22 protein-coding genes and 2 tRNA genes are annotated in these 24,352 nt (G+C 31.5%); 11 read left to right on the top strand and 13 right to left on the bottom strand.

Annotated features, from left to right (window positions below; genetic code table 11):
* The first annotated feature begins 131 nt into the window (after window positions 1-131).
* Both FF125_RS03100 and FF125_RS03095 read left to right on the top strand, forming a co-directional pair.
* Window positions 132-1,127, top strand: coding sequence for a vWA domain-containing protein (locus FF125_RS03100; RefSeq protein ID WP_250629672.1), 996 nt, complete (start codon window positions 132-134; stop codon window positions 1,125-1,127).
* Between the two features lie 173 nt (window positions 1,128-1,300).
* The gene (locus FF125_RS03095; RefSeq protein ID WP_138948403.1) at window positions 1,301-1,801 is read left to right on the top strand and encodes a hypothetical protein; all 501 of its coding nucleotides are present in this window, start codon (window positions 1,301-1,303) and stop codon (window positions 1,799-1,801) included.
* 178 nt (window positions 1,802-1,979) lie between these two features.
* Here the strand turns inward: FF125_RS03095 and FF125_RS03090 are convergent, their stop codons facing one another.
* Window positions 1,980-2,975 carry a PorP/SprF family type IX secretion system membrane protein gene (locus tag FF125_RS03090; protein WP_138948402.1) on the bottom strand — a complete coding sequence of 332 codons (996 nt, stop codon included), beginning with the start codon at window positions 2,973-2,975 and terminating at the stop codon, window positions 1,980-1,982.
* 29 nt (window positions 2,976-3,004) lie between these two features.
* A complete protein-coding gene (locus FF125_RS03085) occupies window positions 3,005-5,680 on the bottom strand; it encodes a T9SS type B sorting domain-containing protein (protein ID WP_138948401.1) in 2,676 nt (891 codons plus the stop codon).
* A 59-nt stretch (window positions 5,681-5,739) separates the two neighbouring features.
* Here FF125_RS03085 and FF125_RS03080 point away from each other — a divergent pair, with 59 nt between their 5' ends.
* The 5 genes from FF125_RS03080 (at window position 5,740) to FF125_RS03060 (ending at window position 10,347) form a co-directional block, all read left to right on the top strand.
* A complete protein-coding gene (locus tag FF125_RS03080) occupies window positions 5,740-6,633 on the top strand; it encodes a NifU family protein (protein WP_138948400.1) in 894 nt (297 codons plus the stop codon).
* A gap of 49 nt (window positions 6,634-6,682) precedes the next feature.
* Entirely contained in the window at window positions 6,683-6,883 is a 201-nt protein-coding gene (locus tag FF125_RS03075) for a dodecin family protein (protein ID WP_138948399.1), read from the top strand.
* A gap of 220 nt (window positions 6,884-7,103) precedes the next feature.
* On the top strand, window positions 7,104-9,164 hold the full coding sequence (locus FF125_RS03070) for a thioredoxin domain-containing protein (protein WP_250629671.1): 2,061 nt from the start codon (window positions 7,104-7,106) through the stop codon (window positions 9,162-9,164).
* On the top strand, window positions 9,161-9,520 hold the full coding sequence (locus FF125_RS03065) for a DUF1304 domain-containing protein (protein ID WP_138948397.1): 360 nt from the start codon (window positions 9,161-9,163) through the stop codon (window positions 9,518-9,520). Before FF125_RS03070 ends, FF125_RS03065 begins: the two co-directional genes overlap by 4 nt.
* Before the next feature lie 14 nt (window positions 9,521-9,534).
* Window positions 9,535-10,347 (top strand): mechanosensitive ion channel family protein, encoded by an 813-nt coding sequence (locus FF125_RS03060; protein WP_138948396.1) that lies wholly within the window; start codon window positions 9,535-9,537, stop codon window positions 10,345-10,347.
* Here FF125_RS03060 and tsaB read toward each other — a convergent pair whose 3' ends face one another.
* The 10 genes from tsaB to cyoE all read right to left on the bottom strand — a co-directional run bounded on the left by tsaB (window position 10,348) and on the right by cyoE (window position 17,909).
* The gene (tsaB, locus tag FF125_RS03055; RefSeq protein WP_138948395.1) at window positions 10,348-11,022 is read right to left on the bottom strand and encodes a tRNA (adenosine(37)-N6)-threonylcarbamoyltransferase complex dimerization subunit type 1 TsaB; all 675 of its coding nucleotides are present in this window, start codon (window positions 11,020-11,022) and stop codon (window positions 10,348-10,350) included.
* A 107-nt stretch (window positions 11,023-11,129) separates the two neighbouring features.
* Window positions 11,130-12,458 (bottom strand): TolC family protein, encoded by a 1,329-nt coding sequence (locus FF125_RS03050; RefSeq protein ID WP_138948394.1) that lies wholly within the window; start codon window positions 12,456-12,458, stop codon window positions 11,130-11,132.
* Between the two features lie 181 nt (window positions 12,459-12,639).
* Entirely contained in the window at window positions 12,640-12,846 is a 207-nt protein-coding gene (locus tag FF125_RS03045; RefSeq protein ID WP_138948393.1) for a hypothetical protein, read from the bottom strand.
* Between the two features lie 81 nt (window positions 12,847-12,927).
* Window positions 12,928-13,446 (bottom strand): DUF420 domain-containing protein, encoded by a 519-nt coding sequence (locus FF125_RS03040; RefSeq protein WP_138948392.1) that lies wholly within the window; start codon window positions 13,444-13,446, stop codon window positions 12,928-12,930.
* Window positions 13,446-14,078, bottom strand: a complete 633-nt coding sequence (locus FF125_RS03035; RefSeq protein ID WP_138948391.1) for an SCO family protein — start codon at window positions 14,076-14,078, stop codon at window positions 13,446-13,448. The genes FF125_RS03040 and FF125_RS03035 overlap by 1 nt, the downstream gene beginning before the upstream one ends.
* A gap of 90 nt (window positions 14,079-14,168) precedes the next feature.
* Window positions 14,169-14,813, bottom strand: a complete 645-nt coding sequence (locus FF125_RS03030) for a hypothetical protein (RefSeq protein WP_138948390.1) — start codon at window positions 14,811-14,813, stop codon at window positions 14,169-14,171.
* A gap of 184 nt (window positions 14,814-14,997) precedes the next feature.
* Complete coding sequence (locus FF125_RS03025; protein ID WP_138948389.1) at window positions 14,998-15,357, bottom strand: cytochrome C oxidase subunit IV family protein; 360 nt, start codon at window positions 15,355-15,357, stop codon at window positions 14,998-15,000.
* Between the two features lie 9 nt (window positions 15,358-15,366).
* Entirely contained in the window at window positions 15,367-16,353 is a 987-nt protein-coding gene (locus FF125_RS03020; protein WP_138948388.1) for a cytochrome c oxidase subunit 3, read from the bottom strand.
* Between the two features lie 82 nt (window positions 16,354-16,435).
* The gene (locus FF125_RS03015) at window positions 16,436-16,960 is read right to left on the bottom strand and encodes a cytochrome c oxidase subunit 3 (RefSeq protein WP_250629670.1); all 525 of its coding nucleotides are present in this window, start codon (window positions 16,958-16,960) and stop codon (window positions 16,436-16,438) included.
* A 43-nt stretch (window positions 16,961-17,003) separates the two neighbouring features.
* Window positions 17,004-17,909, bottom strand: coding sequence for a heme o synthase (gene cyoE / locus FF125_RS03010; protein WP_117881948.1), 906 nt, complete (start codon window positions 17,907-17,909; stop codon window positions 17,004-17,006).
* 171 nt (window positions 17,910-18,080) lie between these two features.
* Between cyoE and FF125_RS03005 the strand changes: the two genes are divergently transcribed.
* Both FF125_RS03005 and FF125_RS03000 read left to right on the top strand, forming a co-directional pair.
* Window positions 18,081-18,152, top strand: a tRNA-Gly gene (locus FF125_RS03005).
* A 45-nt stretch (window positions 18,153-18,197) separates the two neighbouring features.
* A tRNA-Leu gene (locus tag FF125_RS03000) sits at window positions 18,198-18,283 on the top strand.
* A 742-nt stretch (window positions 18,284-19,025) separates the two neighbouring features.
* Here FF125_RS03000 and FF125_RS02995 read toward each other — a convergent pair.
* Entirely contained in the window at window positions 19,026-19,628 is a 603-nt protein-coding gene (locus FF125_RS02995; protein ID WP_138948386.1) for an RNA polymerase sigma factor, read from the bottom strand.
* Between the two features lie 137 nt (window positions 19,629-19,765).
* On the opposite strand from FF125_RS02995, the gene FF125_RS02990 reads away from it, so the two are divergent.
* Both FF125_RS02990 and FF125_RS02985 read left to right on the top strand, forming a co-directional pair.
* Window positions 19,766-20,935, top strand: coding sequence for a FecR family protein (locus tag FF125_RS02990; RefSeq protein WP_138948385.1), 1,170 nt, complete (start codon window positions 19,766-19,768; stop codon window positions 20,933-20,935).
* 156 nt (window positions 20,936-21,091) lie between these two features.
* Complete coding sequence (locus FF125_RS02985) at window positions 21,092-24,343, top strand: SusC/RagA family TonB-linked outer membrane protein (RefSeq protein ID WP_175418854.1); 3,252 nt, start codon at window positions 21,092-21,094, stop codon at window positions 24,341-24,343.
* The last annotated feature ends 9 nt before the right edge of the window (window positions 24,344-24,352 follow it).

Genomic DNA, 24,352 nt, shown 5'->3' with positions numbered 1-24,352 from the left:
AAATAGACACTAAATAACTACTTCCCTTTTTTAAATGTCTTTCTCACTCATTAAAACAACCATTTCACTCATTTGTAGTTTTTATAGCTCTTTCTTCAATATACTTTTACTCTGAATTTAAAACAAAAATTATGAACTATTCGAAAAAAAATCAAGGCCTCTCTTTTAAAATTAAAAATAGTGTGAGTAAAATTTTAATACTAATGTTTTTCTGTAATAGCTTCTTAAGCTATGCTAATGAAGAACATCCGAAGATAAAAAACACTATAAAAGTAGCGTTATTATTGGATACTAGTAATTCAATGGACGGATTGATTAATCAAGCAAAAACCCAATTGTGGGAAATCGTAAACGAACTTTCCTATGCAAAATGTGAAAATGAAAATCCCGATTTAGAAATTTCATTATACGAATATGGAAATAGCGGCCTTCCTTCTAAAGAAGGATTTATCCGTCAAGTTATCGGCTTTAGCTCTGATCTTGATGAGATTTCAGAAAAACTGTTTGCATTAAAAACAAATGGCGGCAATGAATTTTGTGGTGAAGTTATTATGACCTCATTAAAAGAATTAAAATGGGGTAAAAATAAAAATGATCTTAACATCATCTTTATAGCGGGTAACGAACCTTTTACACAGGGTAAAACTGATTATAAAGATGCGACAACACAAGCCAAAGAACAAGATGTTGTAGTAAACACCATTTTTTGTGGTAATTATCAAAATGGAGTATCTGGAATGTGGAAAGATGGTGCTACTTTAACTGGCGGTGATTATATGACAATAAATCAGGATGAAAAAATTGTACATATTGCTTCTCCATATGATGCCGTAATTATCAAGTTAAATAAGCAATTGAATGACACCTATATTTATTTTGGAAGTAATGGCTATACTAAAATAAGAAAGCAAGCCCTTCAGGACAGTAATGCTGCTGAATTAGACGAAGTTGTTGAAGTTAAGAGAGCCGTAAGTAAAAGCTCTAGAATATATAATAATGCTACATGGGATTTAGTAGATGCCGAAAAAGAAGCAGGATTTAGTTATGATAAATTAGACAAAAAAACCTTACCCGATGCTCTTAAAAATAAATCATCAAAAGAGATTAAAATCTATGTTGTCGCATAAAGTAAAAAACGTACTGAAATTCAAGAAAAGATTCAGGAACTGAATACTAAAAGAAATAAGTATGTTGCCGAAAAGCAAAAAGACAGTAGTAAAGGTTTAGAGAATGTTATGGTAGAAGCCATAAAAAGACAAGCAAAAGGAAAGAATTACAAATGGTAATCGAAAATAACAACATGAAAAAGTATCAAATTTTGATGACGATAGCATTCCTAGGAATGCTATTTTTATCTTGTGCGAAATCAGCGGAAGATAAAAATACGAATACAATTATTGACAAACCAGAAAATCAGAAAACAGTAGCAAACACTCTTGTTGCCAATTTACCATCTCTTATTGAAAATACCGATTTTATTGTTTTCTCTGTTCGAGACAATGAGGTTCGCGAACAAAAAAGAAGTTCTTATACTAGTGATGATTGGCAAAAAAACTATTTGAACAATCTCATATTTCAACATATAAAAACACAAGAAACTCACGTTTTAACCAAGAAAAAGATAAAGATAATTTCTTTTGAGAGATTCATTGATAGTCTTAACCCAACATTAAACACAACGATTTACCAAGTAATTGATTCGTTTCCTAACAATGAAAAACAAGAGGCCTTTACAGCATTATATTTAAGTACCAATGCCGGTAGGAATTTTACAAAAATCACAAAACTAATGAGCATTTAAAGAACTGGAAATATATTCCTGCAACAGCAACAATTTACTTTACAACATATGATGATATAGACAATAACAGAAAACTCAATGACGAGGATGGACAATCAATACATTCCGTTTCTATGAATGATTTTATCCGTAAAGATTTGTTAGTAGAGGAACTACAAAGTTTAAATTAATTTAAATTTTAATTATCATTTTTAAATAAAAATGGATTAAATCTAGGAATATACCCCTGATCCTTAGGTCGTTTATTGAATAAATTAATACCCAACGTAAATTGATGAAACCCACCGTTTGCAAAGGTTACATTTCCCAATTGATGCGTATAGGTGTAAGAAAGTAAATAACGATCAATTTCAAATCCCGCAATTGGAGTCAATTGACTCAATTCTTGTAATTTATTACCGTCTAAACTTTGACGGTAACTTAAGGCAAACCAAATACGCTTATTTCTATCTAATAGTTTATAAACTTTGGCATTCAGGTCAACATTAAATTCACCTGTTTTTTCAACATACTGCAACATTACAGAGGGCTCCACTTGAAATCGTTTTTCCCAACCAAAAAAGTAACCCATATTTAACAGATAGGTTCGTAAGTTCAATGAATTGTAATTATTATCTACAGAATTTTTAGTATTTAACAACAGGTTTTTTGCTGTTAAATAAACATAACCATCTAAATTAAAGTAAGCTGCACTAAAATCAGCATTTACATAATGATCTGATTCAATAACCTGTGAAATAATGGGGTCATAAGCAGTAAAACTACGTTGATCTAAACTATTTTGGACATAAGACCCAGATAGTGATAATGAAAGCTGATTTAAGGCATCATCTCTCCCAAAATTAAGATGATAGGCATAAGTTGCACGTACTCCTAATTGCGAATGATATCCGTTTTTATCATTAAACAACATTCCTCCCAAAGCCATTCCTTTTCCAAATCCTTGATGGTAAGTTAATGTTTGTAAAGACGGAGCATCTTCATTATCTGACCACTGTTGCCTGTGTGTTAGTCTAAACTTAGCTGAATTCCCTATACCAGCTGCTGCTGGATGCACTAAGAATACATTATCTGATAAATAATCAGAATAAATAGGCAACGTTCCTTGAGCTTTCAAACTGAAAGTACTAAAAGCAATAATTACTATTGCTAAATATTTTTTTAAATCATTCATCAAATAAAATTTCTAGAGCTTTTTATTAACTATCGTCTAATTAAGCTAAAATTACCTTTTAATGTTCTTCCATCTTCCAGTTTTACCTTAAACCAATAGTCAGATTCTGGCATTAATTTACCTCTATATGTTCCATTCCATCCTTCAGAGGTGGGTTCAATTTTTGTTATCACCTTACCTAATCTATCAAAAATATAAATAAGAGAAGTAGGCTGAAAGCTTACTCCATCTATTTGCCAAAAATCATTAAATCCATCACCGTTTGGCGTAAAAAATTTAGGAAAACCAATGACAGAAACTTCTTCTTCTAGTGTACCACAGCCATTTTTATCTCTAATGTATATGGTATGAATGCCTGATGTAACATTCTCAAACATATTAGAATCTTGGTACACACCATACTGATTATCTAGTGCATATTCATAATCTCCCTCACCCGTAACATTAACAGTTACTGTATTATTCTCTGCTGCATCTTCCACTTTAAAATCTTGAAAAGCAGCAATATTAGATGAACTAATCAAAATGGTTTTTGTTCTCGAACAGTTGGTTACTGAATTGTAAGCTGTAAGTTTATAGCTACCTGGTTCTGTGAAATTATAAGAAGCCGTATTACCATTAACCAAATCAGTATCGCTGCTATCGGTCCATTGATAATTATAAACATCTTGTGGATTCATAACAGAAACAACAACAGGTTCTAATGGATTGTTTATACATGTAAAGGCCTCTTCTGGAAGATCAAAATTTGGCAACTCGTTAACTTGTAAAGTAATAAAATAACCCAATCCTAAACACTTATTATTATCCTCACTCTCTATTCTAACGACTATTTTTTGCGTAAAAGCGGTTGTATTTGTATAATTTTCAGGATTTATGGCATTTATTTCTTCCAGTCCGTCGGACATGCTCTCGTAATAAGTAACCGCTAAATTCTGATTACTTGGTAATTGATCTAAAATAGTTGCTGAGCCATCAGCAAAATTAAATGATGTAAATCCATTTGTATCATCACCGTCGGTACTATCATCACATTCATTTATAATTAATGAATAATCTGAATTAATTGAAGTTGACGATACTTTTAAATTGATTTCCACAATTTTCTCACAGCCATAAGTATTTTCTATACGTGCATACACTTGAGTTGCTAATGCATTAGAAAAATCTTGAGCGTTTTGGATACTTTTGACACTATTGCCTTCAATAGCATCTATATTCTTTTGATAAAATTTAATATTCAAATTAGCTGGATCAGTAACCATTAATTGAATAGCTTCATTTAGATTAAATACAGTAACGCCATCCGTATCATCATCACATTGAAACAAATCTATCGGGGTGGTAACCACAGGTACATCAAAAATGGTAATTGTCTGCGTAATTGTTTTAGTTTCTGTAGCTGTAGTAACCTCAACATTAACAATATAATCAGCAGCTGTTGTATAGGTATGCGATGGCTCCAAAACTGTTGATGTTGATCCGTCTCCAAAATCCCATTCAATAGATAAAATAGGCTCATTAGACTCTATTGAAAATTCTGTCTCATTACCCAAACAAAGGTTTTCCGTACTAATTAAAGCTGCAAAAAACGATTGAATAAAAGGTGGTAATCCTTGCGTACCTAACCTTCCGCCAAGGCTAATAGCATTGTGGGTATAGGTAGCACCATCACTATCGGGATTATTGATGACACCTAAAAAAGAGGCATTATCTATAGTTCTATAAATTTTACCATCTACACCTACTTGCAATGCGGCCCTTGAATTCATATAGGAGTGCATTTCAATTTTATTGGCATTTATATTTGAAATAGACAGGTCTGCTAAATCAAGTGAAAACTTGAATAGTTTTTCTAAATAAGGTCCATTTCTACCAAAATTACCTGTAGAGATATATAATTTTTTACTTAATGGAGAAAACTCAACACCATAACCAAACTCGTTTGACAAATCTAATCGACGTTGGTTTGAAACACTACCAGTGGCACTATCAAAATCATATAAGAAAGTACCTGAAGACATATTTGCGGAAACTAAAAACTTTCCATCTGGTGACGTTTTTAAATACCCCCTCATATCATCAGGGTTCATAAAACCAAGATTTCCAGTAACAGGAGTACTTTCAACTCCGTTTTCATCAACTTTATAGACATAAAAACGTCCTTCCTTAGTCGCTATTACCCAAAAAGCCTCTTCATCTTTTACTTTTATGGCTGTAATTTTTTCAGATACGGGTAAAGACAATAGCTTTGTTGGTTTGGGAGAATTACTAGTTCCAATAACATCACCTAAACCACTATCTAATGTCATATCAACAGTGTAATAATTGAGTCCATTTTCACCTCCAGACCAATCTACAGTAAAGATATAGTAGATATTATTATCATCAGGTTTAGGTACAATAATGGCAGATTGAGAACTAGAAGAATCTCCTAAAAGGCCACTACCACTAGGCATTCTATTATGGTTCTTGTTCCAAACAGTGGTACCATCCGTATAAAATAAAAGATTGCCGCCAATATCAGATATCGTTGCACAACCTTCAGTGGTAGATAAAACGCCGTTTGTATCTACTGTGGGTACTCCTGTGCTAAAATCTAAGCCCGCTCTATCACCAAAATACCAATGCGATGCTTCTTTTTGTGAAAAAGTATTTAGGGTTAGGGACAAAGAAAATAAGATGAAAAAGTAAAATCTCTTCAAATGAATAAGTTTAGGTTGTATCAAATATAGTATTACTTTTGTAATAAATTAATTTGAAGATGTTAAAAATAGATATAGAAAGTACTAAAACACCTACCATAATTAAGTTTGTGGCCAATAAAATTTTAACAGAGGGAAGCTTTGAGTATAATTCTGTTGAAGATGTAAAAAACTCAACATTTATTCAAGAGCTTTTTCATTTACCTTTTGTTAAAAAAGTATTTGTTACCGCAAATTTCATTGCTGTTGAACGCTTTGATATTGTAGAATGGACTGATGTTCAAGATGAACTTAAAGCCATTATCGAAAATTATCTTACAGTAAACGATAGTCTTTTCAATTCAAAAAAAGAGACCAAACAGATTTTTGTAGACGTATATGCAGAAAGCACTCCAAACCCTGGGGTTATGAAATTTGTAAGTAATCAATTATTGACTTCAGAAAATATTGAAGTTACTTCATTAGAAGACGCGTTAGAAGTTCCAATTGCCAAAGAATTATATAGTTTTCCATTTGTAAATGAGGTCTTTATTTCTAACAATTACGTTTCAATTACAAAAAACAATAGTGTTGAATGGTTCGAAATAACAACAGCTCTACGCGATTTTTTAAAAAAATATTTGACGGAATCCAAACCAATAATTACAGAGAACTATGTACCTATAGTGCATAAAAAAGTGGAAATAGAACCAATACCCACAGCAAACTTAGATGATATTTCGCAAGAAATTATTGCTATTTTAGATGAATATATCAAGCCTGCAGTAACCTCTGATGGTGGAAATATTATGTTTCAATCATATGATGCCAGCACAAAAACAGTAAGCGTAATTTTACAAGGAGCCTGTAGTGGTTGCCCTTCTTCTACCATTACTCTTAAAAGTGGAATTGAGGCCACTTTAAAACAATTGTTACCCAATAAGATAGAGGAGGTAGTCGCTTTAAATGGATAAAATTGTATATTTACAATTCACTCATTTTATAAACTTAAAATCAAATATTATGGCAGTAATGAAAGTAATTGAAGTAATGGCAAATTCTGACAAAAGCTGGGAAGAAGCCACTCGCAAAGCAGTAAAGCACGCATCTAAAAGTGTAAAGCATATCAAATCTGTATTTGTACAATCTCAAAGTGCAGTTGTAAAAGATGGTGATGTAGAAGAATTTAGAGTAAATGTAAAAATTACTTTTGAAGTTCAATAACGCTACTTTTTTATAACAAATTTAAAACGTTTTGAACTTTTCAAAACGTTTTTTTATTTACATCACTTTCTTCTATTTTTGTAACACTTAAAATAGCTTATAGAGGCTTGTCATTATTCCTTATCTTTATCGCAATATAAAAATCATGATTCAAAAATATTTTCTCCTATCATTATGTGGTATTCTTATGATTAGCTGCAATAGTCAAAATAAAGAAGAGATGACAAAACATAAGTACACAAACAGTCTTATTAATGAAACTAGCCCCTATTTATTGCAACACGCACACAATCCTGTAGATTGGCATGCCTGGAATGATGAAACGTTGGAGTTGGCTAAAAAAGAAAACAAACTAATTTTAATTTCTATTGGTTATGCGGCATGTCATTGGTGCCATGTAATGGAACATGAAAGTTTTGAAGATTCTACCGTTGCAAAACTTATGAATCAAAATTTTATCAATGTAAAAGTGGACCGAGAAGAAAGACCTGATGTTGATCAAGTATATATGAATGCCGTACAATTAATGACTGGAAGTGGCGGCTGGCCTTTAAACTGTATCGCTTTGCCTGATGGCAGACCTGTTTGGGGTGGCACTTATTTTCCGAAAGAAAACTGGATAAGTGCCTTAGAACAAATCACAAAACTCTACAAGGAAAATCCTGAAAAAATGGAAGAGTATGCTACGCAACTAACTACCGGTGTTCAGCAATCAGATTTGGTTACCATAAACACTTCCGAAAAAGAATACTCTACCATTGAATTAGACACCATTGTAGACAATTGGAAGAAATATATGGATACAGACCTTGGCGGTAACGCAGGTGCTCCTAAATTTCCTATGCCCAACAATTATCAATTTCTATTGAGATATGCCGTTCAAAATGCCGATGATGAAATAATGGATTATGTAAATACTTCGTTAACAAATATGGCGTATGGCGGTTTGTACGATCAAGTTGGTGGTGGTTTTGCTCGCTATTCGGTAGATGCTAAATGGCACATTCCCCATTTCGAAAAAATGCTCTATGACAATGGCCAATTGGTAAGTTTATACTCAAATGCATACTTGGTTACTAAAAACCCCTTATATAAAGAGATTGTCTATGAGACTACCGCATTTATAGAGCGAGAGTTAATGGATAAATCAGGTGCCTTTTACTCTTCGCTTGATGCGGATAGTAAGAATGAAAAAGGTGAATTAGAAGAAGGGGCCTTTTATGTTTGGAAAAATGAAGAGTTAAAAAATATTCTTAATTCCGAAGGCTCGGGAGATTTCGATTTATTTGCTGCCTATTACAATATTAAGGATGCCTTTAAATGGGAAAATGAAACCTATCATTTGAATCGAATAGAAACAAATGATGACATTTTAGAAAATTTTCAAATCTCTAAAGAAGATCTTTCCAAAAAAGTAACTACATGGAAAGAGACCTTACTTAAAGCCAGAAGTAAAAAAGACCGTCCACGTTTAGATGATAAAATACTTACAGAATGGAATGCTTTAATGCTTAAAGGTTATGTTGATGCGTATCGTGTTTTTGATGACAAGCGTTTTTTAGAAAGAGCATTAAAAACGGCTAACTTTATTGACAAAACACAGCATAAGGCAGATGGTAGTTTATTCAGAAACTACAAGAATGGAAAAAGTAGCATTAATGCTTATTTAATTGATTATGCCACAACTATTGACGCATTTATTAATCTTTATGAAGTTACTCTTGATGATCAATGGTTAAATGACGCAAAAAAAATGACCGATTATTGTTATGATCATTTTTATGATGACAAGAGTCAACTATTCTTCTTCACCTCTGATGAGGATAAACAATTAATAACTCGAAAAATTGAAACTGATGATAATGTTATTCCGTCTTCAAATTCAATTATGGCGAATAATTTATTTAAACTCGGACACTATTTTGCCAACCCAACCTATGCTAAAAACGCCAATCAGATGTTGCATAATGTTAAGGAGAAAGCATCAAAATATGCTGGTGGGGCATCCAATTGGTTGTTGTTATATTCAAATTTTATAGGTGATTTTTATGAAGTAGCGATAGTTGGTGAAGATGCTTTAGAAAAATTAAAAGAATTTAATAAGAAATATATTCCCAATAAGTTAATCGTTGGTAGTACTACTGATAGCAATATGCCTTTATTAGAGTACAAGTATTCAAAAAATGAAACTACTTTTTATGTCTGTATAGATGGTACTTGTCAATTACCTGTTAATGAAACGGCAAAAGCACTTCAACAAATTAAAATACTTTTAAAATGAGAACGGTTCAAATAGTTTTAATTACTCTTGTGGCTCTATTGCATTTCTATTTTCTAATATTAGAAATGTTTTTGTGGACAACACCGAGGGCATTGAAAGCTTTTGGATTATCAATAGACCTAGCAAAACAAACGGTGGTATTGGCAGCCAATCAAGGTTTATATAATGGTTTTTTAGCGGCTGGCCTCGTGTGGTCACTTGTAAACAAAAGTTTTCCTGATCAAATTGCAATATTCTTTTTATCTTGCGTCATTATTGCAGGCGTCTACGGTGCTTATTCAACAAAGAAAATAAAACTATTTTACATTCAAGGAGTACCAGCCGTTCTTGCTTTAATTACAATTCTTTTCACTTAACAAAAAAACTAAATATGGATTTTGACAGTATTATTGCCAGTATCACAACCTTCTTAGCTACCTATGGTTTCAGTATCATTGGAGCCATTGTAATATGGATTGTAGGCTCTTGGGTTATTAAAAAATTATTGAAGACTGTAGCCAGTTTAATGGGTAAAAAAAATTATGATGAAAGTCTACAAAAATTCCTAACAAACTTAATAGGTTGGGCTTTAAAAATCCTTTTAATTATCACAGTTTTAGGAATTTTAGGTATTGATACAGCATCTTTCGCTGTAATATTAGGAGCCGCTGGCTTAGCTATAGGCTTAGCATTGCAAGGATCACTTGCTAATTTTGCTGGAGGTGTTTTATTAATGATTTTTAAGCCAATTAAAATTGGTGATTTAATTGAGGCTCAAGGTGAACTTGGTGTAGTAAAAGAAATTGAAATTTTTACTACTAAAATTATAACCCCTTCAAATAAATTGGTAATTATTCCGAACGGAACATTATCTAACGGTAACATTGTAAACTATACCGAAGAAGGCCAATTAAGAGTAGATCTTACCATTGGCGTATCATATGATGCTGATATTAAACAAACAAAAGAGGTTTTACTTTCAGTTTTAACGTCTAATGATAAAGTTTTATCTGATCCAGCACCCTCAGTAAATGTTTCTGAATTGGCTGACAGTTCTGTTAATTTTGCGGTTAGACCATGGTGTACGCCAGCAAATTATTGGGACGTATATTTTGGTACAATGGAAAATGTAAAATTAGCCTTAGATAAAGCTGGTATTGAAATACCTTATCCACATGCTGTTGAAATACAAAAGAAAGGATAATTATTTCTTTGACTTTGTAACCATAAAATCTTTTAAATAAAAAGGTTCAAAATAAGCGACATCTTCGGTGTCGCTTTTTTTATACTTATCAAAAGAAAGTTGAGCCATTTGTTTCGCTGAGGGAAAATATCCGTCAAGAAAAAAAGCATTATCATTTTTCAGTATTGATTTGCATTTATCAGCACCATCACCTAAAAAATAAACTTTTCCCTTACTTAAATATTCTAAAAACGAATTCTCGGTAATAACTTCCGCTTTAATTTCTCTAATTTGATTGTGGTTATGATTATAAACAGCACTGTAAACCTCCATCCTTCTCGCATCTAACATGGGTACAATTACGGCATCTTTATCAACAGTAATGGAATTAGACAATGCCGTTAAAGTAGAAACAGCAATTAACGGTTTATCTAAAGAGAAACACAAACCTTTAGCAGTTGAAACTCCTATACGTAATCCCGTGTAAGAACCAGGCCCTTTGCTAACCGCAATGGCATCTATGTCACTTATTGATTTTCCGGCCTCTGTAAGGATGTTTTTGATTAAAAGGTGTAATTGCTCACCATGAGAATAGTTACCGTCATTTACTTCATTTAACGCAAGTAACACACCATTTTCGGCTAAGCTAACAGAGCAATTTTTGGTTGCCGTTTCTATGTTTAGTATTAAAGACAATTTTTTAATTTAGTTGGCAAAGATATACTTTTGATGATTAATTAAACAAAATTCCAAACTCCTCTAATAGGAATTTGGAATTTATGATTTAAAATTTTAGATGTTATTTATTCCAAAACGATTTCTTCACCAAAATAGAATTCTAATACTTTAGTTTTAAAAACATAATCGTATTTAGCTCTAATTAACGTAGATTCAGCATCTACAAGTCTGCTACGAACTTGGTCAAAATCAAAAGAGGTCATTGCTCCTAAACTATATCTTTGTTCAGCATTTTTAAAAGCTTCGTTTTGAGCGTTTAAAGATATATTGGCAACCTCATAAGACTTTGCCGCTGCTTTAGAATCTAAAAAAACGCGTTCAATGGTTTCTTTTAATTGCAATTTTTGGTCTTCTAAGTCAATTTCACTCATTTTTTGACTGATAATTGACCTGTTTACGTTAGCCTTTGTCTGATTTCTATTAAATATAGGAATGCTTAAAGATAACCCTAAACTATACCCTAAATTATCTCTAAACTGATCTGAAAATCCATTATTTGTAAAGGCGTCATTAAAAATATTTTGATAAGAAGTACCTGCTCCTGCTGACAAACCTAAAGAAGGTAAATATGCTCCTTTTGCACTTTTAATATTTAATTCGGCATTATCAACTTCTAATTTTGCTCTAGCAATTTCTGCTCTATTTTCCAATGCTTTTTCATACACCATTGTTGAATTATCATATAAAGTAGCAATAGACGGTGAACCAACATCAACTTTTGCTACATCAAAACCATCTGTATCTACCTGTAACAATTGGGCTAACGATAACAAGGCTAAATCTAAGGCATTTTCTTGTGTAACCACATTCTGAGCATCAGCTGCTGCCGTAGATTCTGCATCAAGTAAATCACCTTTTGGTTTTACACCAGCGTCAACTTGTGCCTGAGTAGCTTCTATTTGTTTTGTACTGATTTCATACTGATTTTGAGCAACTTCTAAATTCTCTTTAGCAAATAAAATATTCAAATATGCATTCACAACAAATAATGAAATATCATCTTCAATTTTTTGTAAATCTAATTTACTTGCTTTCACACCTAATTGAGCTTGTTTATAGCTTATTAAATTTCTAAACCCATTAAAAATTGTTGTACTACTGCTTAGGCTAAAAGATGATCTAAAATTATCTGTTGATATTCTTGACCCATCCTGACCAATTGATGATCCGAAATTCAAACCAGGATTCACTGAAGCATTTAAATTAGGCAAAAAATTCCCTTTTGCACTTATGACATTTATTTCGCTTATTTCAACTAACTTCTTACTCCTTTCAATACTGATATTATTCTCTAAAGCATGTTCTATACATTCATTTAATGTCCATTCTTTATCTTGAGCAAAAGAGGTTGCTACAATAAGGAGTGCGGTTAGAACACTTAATCTGATTTTCATAAGTTTATAATTTTATTGACCCTTATTGTTCAAATGGAAAACCATAATAACTATTCGATTTAAAATCTGGTTATTATGTTTATAAAACAATTGTTTCTAAAGGTTGATTCTACTGATTTTTTATATATGACGAACAAAAGTAAAACTTGTTACACTTATATGCTCTTAATGTAATATTAATTTATCCTTTTTTCATTTTCTTATAGAGAAAATATCCTGCAACACCTACTAAGATATATGGAAAAGCCATAAGGTATACAATACCATTATTCAATCCCTCAGCCATTTCTGCATCACCAGACTCTACAACAGCCTTACACATAGCACACTGAGCACTAACCATTTGAGTAGCTATTAAAAAGAATACTATGAATAATTTATTTTTCATAAATTGATTTTTATTCAAATAAAAAAACGGAATCAATTCGATTTACCAATTTTTCTTTGTTTCGCTCAAAAAATTGGAATCTCATTGATAATAAGGCGAAATCATCAAATAAACCACCACTCCCGATACGGCAACATAAAGCCATAAGGGAAATGTAAATTTCGCAATTTTTTTATGTTTTTCAAAATTATTAGTAATTGCTCTTACATAGGTAATTAATACAAATGGTATTACAATTATAGATAGTAAAATATGTGTCAATAGAATAAACAAATACACATACTTTATTGCACCTTCTCCACCAAATTTAGTAGAGTTTGAAGTCATGTGATATAAAACATACAATACCAAAAAAATAACAGAACATAATATGGCCGTTTTCATAAGACCTTCATGTAAGTTTCTTTTATTATTTTTAATAGCCCATACCGCCACTATTAAAACCAATGCCGTAAATGCATTTATAGAAGCATAAATGGGAGGTAAAAAAACAGGTAATTTCACATCTATTTTAACGCTAAATAACCCAGCAACTGCCAGCGGAATAACTACGGACAACACAACAATCCATTTATTATATTTTTTTGATGTTTGCTCCATTATTCATTTAATAAAATAGTAATATCTTCTTTTAACATTTGAACCTGTTCAGCATCCAATCCATCATAAAACTTTATCGGATTTTCAAATTCACCTGATGTAACTGTTCTTGATCGGATAAATCCATTTTTATCTACCAAGGCAAATAATCCAGAATGTTCAAACCCTCCTTCTGCTTCATCATTTTCTCCTGCATATAGCTTAAACCCTTTATTGGCAAAATCATAAATCACATCTTTATCTCCAGTTAAAAATTGCCAATTTTTTAGCGTTACATTATGTTTTTCTGCATATTTTTTTAAAGTTTCAGGAGTATCTCTCTTGGGGTCAATGGTTATTGATGCCATACCGAAATTAGGATTACCATAAAACTCATCTTGTATTTTAAGCATACTTTTATGCATTTTTGGACAAATAGTTGGACAAGAGGTAAAGAAAAACTCTACGACATATACTTTATTCTTAAAGTTTTCATTTGAAATTTCTTTGCTATTCTGATTGGTAAACTTAAAATCAGGTACCTTCTCAAATGTTAACAACGTAGTTGGTGATAATCTATCTACAATTTTAGGCACCGCCCAAATGCCAAAAACCAATACTATAAATGCAATACCTATGTATGTTTTTTTCATAATTAACAATCTAAACTCGTCGAAAAAACATCCCTAATGAGCTTCGCTCGTTATCTTCACGGTGACCCTTTTTCCTAATAACACTTTTACTTAAATTTCTCTGTTGTTCTTTTTTAATGCCATTCTATATTCTGCAATTAAAACTTTTACATCATCTACCATTTTTCCATGTATTGGTGCTACTGTTTCTGCATTATACCCATACATTAATCCATTATCTTCATCATCCGTTCTTCCACGTAAATATCTATCCTTATCAATTATAAATGCATATGGAGAATAGCCATTTGCATCAATTTTAAGGTCGGTCTTTAAACTATCGAACAATCCTTCTATTTGTTCTTGGCTACCATATAAGAAATTCCACTTTTGCATATCGGTAGTTACCTTCAATTGCTTTACCAGTTCAGCTACTTGACTAGAAGAGCCTTCTTTCAATACGACAATGAATTGAAAATCTTTAAACTTATAAAAGTGTTTGTATATTTTTTCATTTAGGTTTAATGCATTATTCTTTACCGTTTGCAAATCGTTCCCTAAAAAACTGAGTACTGTAATTTTACCATCTAAAGAAATGGAAGCTCCTGTGCTTGTTTTAAATTCAGTTACATCACCAATTTCCTTATTCAGCACGGGTAGTTTAGCAAACTTATTGGTACCAGTCAATAGCAGTAGATAAAAGACCAATGGCATAATAAAAAGCCCCACTAAAATCCAAAATTTCTTTGATTTCATCAGTATTACTTATTGTTTATTTAAGGTTAAAAGGAATGTCAATCTTAACAGTATAGTTCTTTCTAAAAAAGAAAACCGACATTTCGAACCTATCAATTAATTTGATAACACAAAATTACGGTTCTTTAGCGTATAAAAAAAGCGGTTTAAAAACCGCTTTATATAATTTATATGTTACTAAAATTTAGTAGCTCCATTTTGTATAGTTACTCATCACATCTCCAATATACCCTCCTTCAATCAACAATAAAGTTGCTAAATAACAAATTAAAAATACTGTTGTCCAAACGATGGCTCTACGAAAACCAGACTTCTCTTGCTTAAGGTGCATAAAATACCAAGCGATACCATATGCTTTTACCAATGTAAGTATTAAGAAAATCCAATTTAATAAACTTGTTCCTAAAAAAATAGTCAGGTGTAAGCCTTTTGGTTTTAAAATACCTAAGATTACTTCAACAATTGTAATTAGAGATAATGCTCCAAATACTTTCCATATTAATCCAACGTGCGATTCGTGTTCGTGTTCTTGATCGTGTGCCATATTATTTTTTTAAACTAAATAGAAGAATGTAAATACAAATACCCATACCAAATCGACAAAGTGCCAATATAAACCTACTTTTTCAACCATTTCATAATGACCTCTTCTTTCATAGGTACCAATTATAACATTAAAAAAGATAATGATATTTATCAATATACCTGAGAAAACGTGAAATCCGTGAAATCCTGTAATAAAGAAAAAGAAATCGGCAAACAACGTATTACCATATTCATTAATCTTAAGGTTTGCACCTTTTACGACACCTGTTGCTTTCGATAAAAACTTATTGGCGTCTTCTCTAGATAATATTATTTTATGTTTTGTTGCTAAATCAACCTCTTCAGTTCTTAAGCTGATATTGGGACTGTTTTTAAAACTCTCTATCACTTCGCTTGTTGTAAATGGAGGTAACGCACCGGCATCTTGTACATACCATAATCCATTACTTTTAGTATGTGCAACTCTTTCATTAGCAGCAGACTTTGTAACAAAATCTTCTAAGGCTACTTGATGACCAGAAGCATCTACAAATTGAACCACTTTACCATCTTGTAAAATTAAAGATCCATAAGTACCACCAATAAAATTTTTCCACTCCCAGGCCTGTGAGCCTAAGAAAATTAAACCTCCAATAATTGTTAGCAACATATATAATGTTACTTTGGCTTTCTTCATCTGATGACCAGCGTCAACAGCTAACACCATTGTTACCGAAGAAAATATCAAAATAAAGGTCATAAAAGCCACATAGTACATAGGAAAATGACCATGTAAAAAAGGTACGTGCGTAAAAACTTCGTCGGCAATTGGCCAACTGTCTATAAATTTAAAACGCATAAGCCCGTAAGCTCCTAAAAATGCAGAAAAGGTTAAGGCATCAGACATGATAAAGAACCACATCATCATTTTACCGTAACTGGCTCCTAACGGTTTCTTACCTCCGCCAGACCAAGTTTCGCCTTCTTTGTTTTCTGTAGCAATTGTTGCTTCCATAAAAAGTTTATCAGTTAATTTTGGTTATATAATATTGGTTGATACGCAAAAATATAAAATTATATGACATCACCAATTTTTATTATGTAATGAAATAGAAAAATAAAAATAGGAAAATCCATAAAAAATCAACAAAATGCCAAAAAATTCCACCTACTTCTAAGCCTAACGCATTATCGGCACTGTATTTATTATTTAAATGTCTAAAAAGAACAACTAGCAAAACTACTAGACCTGCCGCAACATGCAGCAAGTGAGCAAATGATATTACGACCAGCAATGATGAAGATACAACACTGCCTTCTCCGGTAAAATATAAGTCTACTTCTCTTAATTGATTAAATCCTTCGAATTGAAAAAATACAAATCCAACAGCCAACACTAACGTAATTACTAAAAAAATTGTTGTTTGTGATCTATTATTTTTTAGAATACTTTTTTTTGCTAAAAAATAACTAATACTACTTAAAATAATTAATAGCGTGCTAATATATAGGGCTTGAGGCAAATCAAAAGAAACCCAATCTTCACGATTACTACTTATTACATATGCACTAGTTAATCCGGCAAACATCATTATCATACTAATGATGGCTACGTACATCATTTGTTTCGAAGTTCTACTTCTTATTTGAGCGTCCATGATCATTTTAATGTAAAAATTTATCGATTACGTAAATTACTTGTATTAGTGTTATATAAAAAACACTTGACAACATTAATTTTCTCGCTAATTTATCCGTTTGTTCTTTGTGTAATTTAATACCGTAATATAACATTACGATACCTGCTATAAAAATTAAAACTGCTGCCACTGGTGATAAATATAAACTACCCGTTAACTTAAAGACCGGAAATACAGAGACAACAATCATCCAAATAGTATACAATATAATTTGCGTTGTTGCTTTTCTATTCTTCTCTCCAGTGGGTAACATATTAAACCCAGCTTTTTTATATTCATCGTATTGTAACCAACCTATGGCCCAAAAATGTGGGAACTGCCAAAAAAACTGAATCATAAATAACATTCCTGCTTCAATACCAAAATGATTGGTCGCGGCTACCCAACCTAACATAAAGGGAATAGCACCAGGTAACGCACCTACAAAAACCACCAATGGTGTTTTAGGTTTTAAGGGTGTATAAATACTTGTATATAAAAATATAGAAATGGCCCCAAACATAGCTGTCTTAGGGTTTATCATATATAAAATTGCAATACCTAAAACGGTACTTGTTCCTGCTATAATTAAAGCTGTATTCACAGACATTCTACCCGTAGGCAATGGTCTGTTCATAGTACGCTTCATTAATTTGTCTGAATCTTTTTCGATAATCTGATTAAAAGCATTTGATGCTCCAACCATAAAATAGCCGCCAATTGCCAATAAAAAGAGTGTTGATATTTGTACAGATTCTGCAGCTAATAAATATCCTGCCAAAGCAGAAAAGACTACACTAATAGATAATCCAAACTTTGTTAATTGCTTTAAATTATCTAAAGTCGATGCGAATGATTGCTTTTTTGCGATAGTACCCAATGAAGTATTCATAAATTATTACTAAAGTGGTGCAAATATATTTATTAATTTGATACAACCGACAGTAAAATAGAGACTTTACAGATCATTTTTAAAAAAAACCAAAAAAGGCTTTGCAATTTATATAATTATATTAAATTTGCCCTCGCGTTTGAGATGATAACGCCATGTTCTTTAAAAAACGCGAAAGTAGCTCAGGGGTAGAGCATCACCTTGCCAAGGTGGAGGTCGCGGGTTCGAATCCCGTTTTTCGCTCATTCATAATATATACCAATTTGTTGTCGTGCAAACGATAAACAGGCTCGAGTGGTGGAATTGGTAGACACGCTGGACTTAAAATCCAGTGGACAGTAATGTCCGTATGGGTTCAAGTCCCATCTCGAGTACTATAAAGCCTAAGTTTTTACTTAGGCTTTTTTATTTGAATTCCTTCTTGGTACAACATAGGTACAACATTTTAGACCTATATTGCTTTTCCTTATAATTTAGTGTGATTTGAATTAATTTGATTTTCCTCATAAATCAAAATTAATAATGATGATAATTAAAAAGGTTGTTGAACTGGAAATAACTCGACCGTAGGAAGAGATATTCTATTTCAACAAGGTCCGTAATTTTAAAGCTACGTTAATTTTCGAAATGAATTTATAAAATTTTCACCCCGACTCTTTACAGATTTATTTTAAAACTCCTTGTTAAAAAATAATATACTGAATAGCACTAATGTAACAAAATAGGGATAATGTTGCCATAGGTTTTTAGTATAAATGCAACCGAATTTCATGAAGAATTGAGGGTGTAAATTTTACTTTTTCCGCAACCTTTTTTGTAAATTAAAACATGGGAAATGATAAGCGATATAACACTCATTTTGACAATAAGATGAAGCAATATGAGCGGTTGTTTTTAATGCCGTTTTTGATTGTTAAGGAATTGATATTGCTATTTGTGGGGTTTTTGAAATGGGTTAAGAGAGATTAATTAAAGTTATAGCTCTTTTTAGAAACTTGTTTGTCATTTCTAGTCTATTTAACCATTCTTTTTAAGACATTTTTTAACTTAACATTATACTAGAATTGAAGTAATAATATAATTATTCAAAAAATCAATTTATTTAATATGCTAGAGTTAATAATACTTAGATTTCAATTGCTTATTGTTAAATAGTATAATAAGAATATTGTTTAAATTATCCCCACATTTTTTTCGAAGTATAGAATATGCCTTAGAGATATGACCTTCAACAGTTTTAATTGAAATATCAAGATATTCAGATATTTCAATATTTGTAAGCCCTTCTTTTTTACTTAACAAAAATGTTTTTTTGCATTTAGGTGGTAAATTGCAGATGCCATCATTAACAAAGTCTATCTTCTTTTTTATTAGTTCAGAATTGTTTTCATCAACACTTTCATTTAAAGCTTCAATATAAGTGCGTTCTAATATGGAGATGGCTTTTGTCCTATGATAATCATTTATAAACTCATTATAAGTTGTTTTGTAAAGGAAGTTTTTTATAGAATAATCAGGATTTAAACGTTTTCTGTATTTCCATGTTCTTAAGAATACGTTTTGAATTATGTCTTGGGCACTAGCATTGTCATTAGTAAGACTTAAAGCGTAAATATATAGGGGTTTGTGATAATTAGTGACCAAATATGTATAAGCATTTTCGTTGCCAATCACAAGTTGCTCAATCAATTTAGAATCATCTTTAAATGAAAATAGCATAGATAAAATTTACAAATTCATATTTTTTAGAGCATAAATATCTTAATTTAATAATTAAAAGTAAAATATTTTTTTTACAAAAAGGAAGGGTTATTGACTTTTGTATTGTAATAGGTAATAAAGAAATCAAAATCTAGATGTCTGTGCAAATTGAAAAAATAATAGTAAAATACTTAAATCAGTCAGCTACTGCTAAGGATTTAGATCTGCTTTTTGAATGGATTAAGCTATCTGAAAATAAAAAAATATTCAGAGATTTTGTACAAACTCATTATGCCATTTCTTACAATATGAATGATCCAGACCATAAAAAAACACTTGAAGAACTACTTTTTGTAATAAAAAAGGAAAAATCATTAGCTTATAGAATAAAAAATAAAATAGGTTATAGATATGCAGCGGCTGCTATGATAATTGGATTGATTTTTTCAGTTTACTTATTTAAGGACAAAATATTTCATAATAGAATTGAAAATAATGAACCTGTCATCGTAAATAATGAAATTACCCCTGGTGTAAATAAGGCGATATTAACTTTAGATAATGGTTCTCAACTCATATTAGAGAAAGGAAATACTGTGCATACTCAAAATGCGGAGAGTAATGGTGAGGCACTTATTTATGAAGCAAAAAAGAAGAATGATGGAGAAGTTGCTTATAATAATTTGACTATACCGAGGGGGGGGTATTTTTTTATTAAACTTTCGGATGGAACTAAAATATGGTTAAATTCAGATTCGAAATTAAAGTACCCTGTAAGTTTCAATAAAGGAGAAACTAGAAAAGTTGAATTGGTATATGGTGAAGCTTTTTTTGATGTTTCTCCTAGTACTATTAATGGAAATTCAAAATTTGTAGTAATTAATGAATCTCAAGAAATAGTGGTTATGGGAACAGAGTTTAATGTAAAAGCATATAAAGATGAATCCAATATTTATACAACTTTAGTTAAAGGTATAGTATCTGTAAATTTCAGTAATAGACAACAAATTATTATTCCAAATCAACAGTTAAATTATAATTTGGACACGAAAAAATCATCAATAAAAAAAGTAGATGTTAGTAATGAAATATCTTGGAAGGAAGGTCTTTTTAACTTTAATAATAAATCATTAAGAGAAATAATGAAAGTTTTATCAAGATGGTATGATATAGATGTAGTTTTCGAAAATAAACAAATTAGCGATGAGGAATTTGTTGGAAGTTTAAGCAAAGACCAAAATATTGAAGATATATTATCTAGTATTAAGAATTTTGGAATAATTAAAGAATATACAATTATTGAAAAAACAATAATCTTGAAATAAATAAAAAAAGGGAACGAAGTTTTGAAATTTGACGGTATCAAACTCCGCCCCTCCACTATGTATTAATTAAATGTTTAACTAACACCATGCAAATTTATGAAAATTAAAATTATCAATATTCGTTTCCTACGTGGAAAGCGGTATTTAACAATGATTATGAGAACTTTTATTTTTTTATTATGTACATCAGTTTTTGGACTCACGTCAGATATTGCTTTTTCACAACAAAAAGTAACTATTAATCATGACCAAATGGTTACAATTGATAAAGTATTTGAAATTATTAAAAAACAAACAGACTATCATTTTATCTATCCCAAAAAACTTTTTGAAAACAAGCCTAAGTTACAACTGAAAAAAGGTATTATAAAAGTTGAAGATTTGCTTCGATTGAGTTTAGTAAGTAATGATTTGAATTTTGAATTATCAGAAAACAATAATATTATTATAAAAGCTGCTAAAAAAAGTAAAAACATTAATGCTTCTGTAATAGTTCAAGAAATTCGGATAAATGGGAATATTAAAGATATAAACGGAGTGCCATTAATTGGAGCAAACATAATTGAAAAGGGTACTACGAATGGTGTCGTTTCAGATTTTGATGGTAATTTTTCTATAAAGGTTTCAAAAGCGAATGTTACATTAATTGCTTCTTATATTGGGTTTATAACGAAAGAGATTATAGTTAGTGATGAGAAAAATATAACCATTATACTTGATGAAGATGCTAGTAAACTTGATGAAGTAGTGATTATTGGTTATGGTCAAGTTCGTAAAAAAGATGCGACAGGTGCTGTTGTCTCCATAAAACCTGAAGAAAATAATAGAGGTAGTGCAACAAAAACTACAGATTTGTTATTAGGAAAGGTAGCAGGTTTACAAATTACGATGCCGTCAGGAAGTCCAAGTTCAGATGGAACCATTCGAATAAGACAAGGAGCATCCCTAAATGCTTCAAATTCACCATTAATTGTTGTTGATGGAATAGCTGGTGAAAGTTTTAATCAACTTAATAGTGATGACATAGAGAACATTACGGTTCTAAAAGATGCCTCTTCAACTGCAATTTATGGTTCACGTGGAGCTAACGGTGTAATAATAGTTACCACAAAGAGGGGTAAAGCTTCATTCGACGGAAAATCTGTTTCTCCTTCTTTTAATTATCGTGGTGATTTTTCAATTAATAAAAATATTAAAACTTTAGATGTTTATAATGCAGATGAATTTAGAACTGAGTTTTTAAAAAGATATCCAGATTTGGGTTCAGTGCTAGGAGATAGTGATACTGACTGGCAAAAGGAAATTTACAGATTAGGTTTTACGCAAAAGCATACTTTTTCGGCTACTGGAGCACTGCCGTATGTACCTTATCGTGTTTCTTTAGGTTATCAAAGTGATAAGGGAACAATTAAGAATTCTAAGAAAGATTTAGCTACTGTTGCTATTAACCTTTCTCCAAGTTTCTTAAATGATCACCTTAAAGCAAATATTACTTTTAAAGAAACTTATAGAAATGTACCAGAAAGTTCAAGTCCAGTAGAATCTGCTGCATTTATGGATCCAACAGCTCCTGTTTATGCAACTTATCCCAATAATATGGGTCTTGGGTATTATATGTTTGGGGCAGATGAAATGGGTACATTACCAACAAATACTTCAAACCCGGTAGCATCAATAAACTTGGCACGTGGAGAATCTAAAAATTACCGCACGGCAACAAATTTTAAACTGAGTTATAATATTCATGGGTTTGAAGATTTAACATTAACTGCAAATTTAGGTATAACTGCAAATGATTATTCTAGTTCTAGAAATGTATTAGATAATTCTCCTAGTACATGGGGAGGTTATGGAGGAACAGGAATAGGTATATATTCTTCAAATGATTCATATTCTAAGATTTCTATTCAAGAGTACTATGCCAACTATAACCATACTTTTGCTGATATACATGCACTTGATGTAACATTTGGGCACACTTATGAGAAGTATTATAGTAGATATGAAAATTCACCTGTATTAAAGAATGATAACGATGAAGTTTATGAAATAGGTTCTTCTGGGGCTTCAGAACGAGCATTAATGTCCTATTTTGGACGTGCCAATTATAACTTAAACAATAGGTATTTATTTACTTTCACAATGCGTACAGATGCCTCGTCAAGATTTGCTCCAGAAACGCGATGGGGATATTTTCCTTCAGGTGCATTTGCCTGGAAACTTAATGAAGAAAAGTTTTTAGAAAATATAGATAACTTATCTAGTTTAAAACTTCGATTAAGTTATGGTCAAACAGGACAGCAAGATATAAATAACAACTATGCATATCAGGCATCATATCGCTCATCTACAGATGATTCACGATATAGATTTGGAGATGTTTTTTATACAACCTATCGTCCAAATGCCTTTGATCGCAATATTCAATGGGAAGTGACATCTACCTATAACTACGGACTGGATTGGGGTATTAACAATAATCGTATATATGGTAGTTTAGATATTTATAAGCGTTTTACGGATAATTTATTAATGGAAGATGTGAGAGTCTCGGCAGGTAGTAATTTTTCGGACACCTTAGATCAGAATATTGGTGAGATGGAAAGTAATGGTGTTGAATTTTCACTGGGAGCAATTCTTCTAAGAACGGATGACCTTGAATGGTCAGTGAATGCAAATTTTGCATATAATAATTCGAAAATAAAAAAATTAACGATATATGAAGGTGCTCCTGAAGATACGTATATAAAAACAGGAAGTATAGGTTCTAGTCGATATTCACAAATTCATAAAGTTGGTAACACACCTTATACTTACTTTTTAGCAAAACAGGTTTATGATGATGAAACGGGCAAACCTTTAGACGGTGTATTTTATAATCCTAATTATGACGCTAGCGTTAGTGGCTCTGAAGAGTTTGTTTATGATGATGCGAATGATTCTAACAAGTTTGATACAGGAAAAAGTTCTTTAGTACCTTATTATGGTGGTTTATCGACATCTGCTAAATATAAGGATTGGGATTTTGGATTAAATTGCCATTTTGCCTTTGGACAATATGTGTTTTGGGAAACAGCTTCTCGCGGATCAAACGAGTCGCTATATGATAGTTATGGATTGAATCCTAAAAACTCTCTTGATAATACACCAGAATGGTCTCAAGAACATCGTTTTTCCGATTATTGGTTACATAAAGGAGATTACTTTAAGTTAGATAATATTACGGTAGGATACACGATGTCAGAACTAATAAAAGACGCTGGTTCTTTAAGATTATCTTGTGGTGTACAGAATGTTTTAATGCTTACTAAATACCCTGGTATAGATCCAGAAGTTTACAGTGGTATTGATGGTTCAAGTTACCCTCGACCTAGAATGTTCATGTTCACGGCAAATCTAAAATTTTAATTAAAAGCA

Source organism: Aureibaculum algae, from assembly GCF_006065315.1.
Lineage (GTDB): Bacteria > Bacteroidota > Bacteroidia > Flavobacteriales > Flavobacteriaceae > Aureibaculum > Aureibaculum algae.
This window is presented reverse-complemented; position numbering and strand designations above follow the sequence as displayed.

What these genes read in the sequence shown, in the direction of transcription:
- FF125_RS03030 (WP_138948390.1), bottom strand. Translation starts at nt 14,813, where the DNA reads ATGAAATCAAAGAAATTTTGGATTTTAGTGGGGCTTTTTATTATGCCA.
- FF125_RS02985 (WP_175418854.1), top strand. Translation starts at nt 21,092, where the DNA reads ATGAGAACTTTTATTTTTTTATTATGTACATCAGTTTTTGGACTCACG.
- cyoE (WP_117881948.1), bottom strand. Translation starts at nt 17,909, where the DNA reads ATGAATACTTCATTGGGTACTATCGCAAAAAAGCAATCATTCGCATCG.
- FF125_RS03075 (WP_138948399.1), top strand. Translation starts at nt 6,683, where the DNA reads ATGGCAGTAATGAAAGTAATTGAAGTAATGGCAAATTCTGACAAAAGC.
- FF125_RS03100 (WP_250629672.1), top strand. Translation starts at nt 132, where the DNA reads ATGAACTATTCGAAAAAAAATCAAGGCCTCTCTTTTAAAATTAAAAAT.
- FF125_RS02995 (WP_138948386.1), bottom strand. Translation starts at nt 19,628, where the DNA reads ATGCTATTTTCATTTAAAGATGATTCTAAATTGATTGAGCAACTTGTG.
- FF125_RS03045 (WP_138948393.1), bottom strand. Translation starts at nt 12,846, where the DNA reads ATGAAAAATAAATTATTCATAGTATTCTTTTTAATAGCTACTCAAATG.
- FF125_RS03035 (WP_138948391.1), bottom strand. Translation starts at nt 14,078, where the DNA reads ATGAAAAAAACATACATAGGTATTGCATTTATAGTATTGGTTTTTGGC.
- FF125_RS03020 (WP_138948388.1), bottom strand. Translation starts at nt 16,353, where the DNA reads ATGGAAGCAACAATTGCTACAGAAAACAAAGAAGGCGAAACTTGGTCT.
- FF125_RS03080 (WP_138948400.1), top strand. Translation starts at nt 5,740, where the DNA reads ATGTTAAAAATAGATATAGAAAGTACTAAAACACCTACCATAATTAAG.
- FF125_RS03095 (WP_138948403.1), top strand. Translation starts at nt 1,301, where the DNA reads ATGAAAAAGTATCAAATTTTGATGACGATAGCATTCCTAGGAATGCTA.
- FF125_RS03065 (WP_138948397.1), top strand. Translation starts at nt 9,161, where the DNA reads ATGAGAACGGTTCAAATAGTTTTAATTACTCTTGTGGCTCTATTGCAT.
- FF125_RS03015 (WP_250629670.1), bottom strand. Translation starts at nt 16,960, where the DNA reads ATGATGTACGTAGCCATCATTAGTATGATAATGATGTTTGCCGGATTA.
- FF125_RS02990 (WP_138948385.1), top strand. Translation starts at nt 19,766, where the DNA reads ATGTCTGTGCAAATTGAAAAAATAATAGTAAAATACTTAAATCAGTCA.
- FF125_RS03060 (WP_138948396.1), top strand. Translation starts at nt 9,535, where the DNA reads ATGGATTTTGACAGTATTATTGCCAGTATCACAACCTTCTTAGCTACC.
- FF125_RS03050 (WP_138948394.1), bottom strand. Translation starts at nt 12,458, where the DNA reads ATGAAAATCAGATTAAGTGTTCTAACCGCACTCCTTATTGTAGCAACC.
- FF125_RS03090 (WP_138948402.1), bottom strand. Translation starts at nt 2,975, where the DNA reads ATGAATGATTTAAAAAAATATTTAGCAATAGTAATTATTGCTTTTAGT.
- FF125_RS03025 (WP_138948389.1), bottom strand. Translation starts at nt 15,357, where the DNA reads ATGGCACACGATCAAGAACACGAACACGAATCGCACGTTGGATTAATA.
- FF125_RS03070 (WP_250629671.1), top strand. Translation starts at nt 7,104, where the DNA reads ATGACAAAACATAAGTACACAAACAGTCTTATTAATGAAACTAGCCCC.
- FF125_RS03040 (WP_138948392.1), bottom strand. Translation starts at nt 13,446, where the DNA reads ATGGAGCAAACATCAAAAAAATATAATAAATGGATTGTTGTGTTGTCC.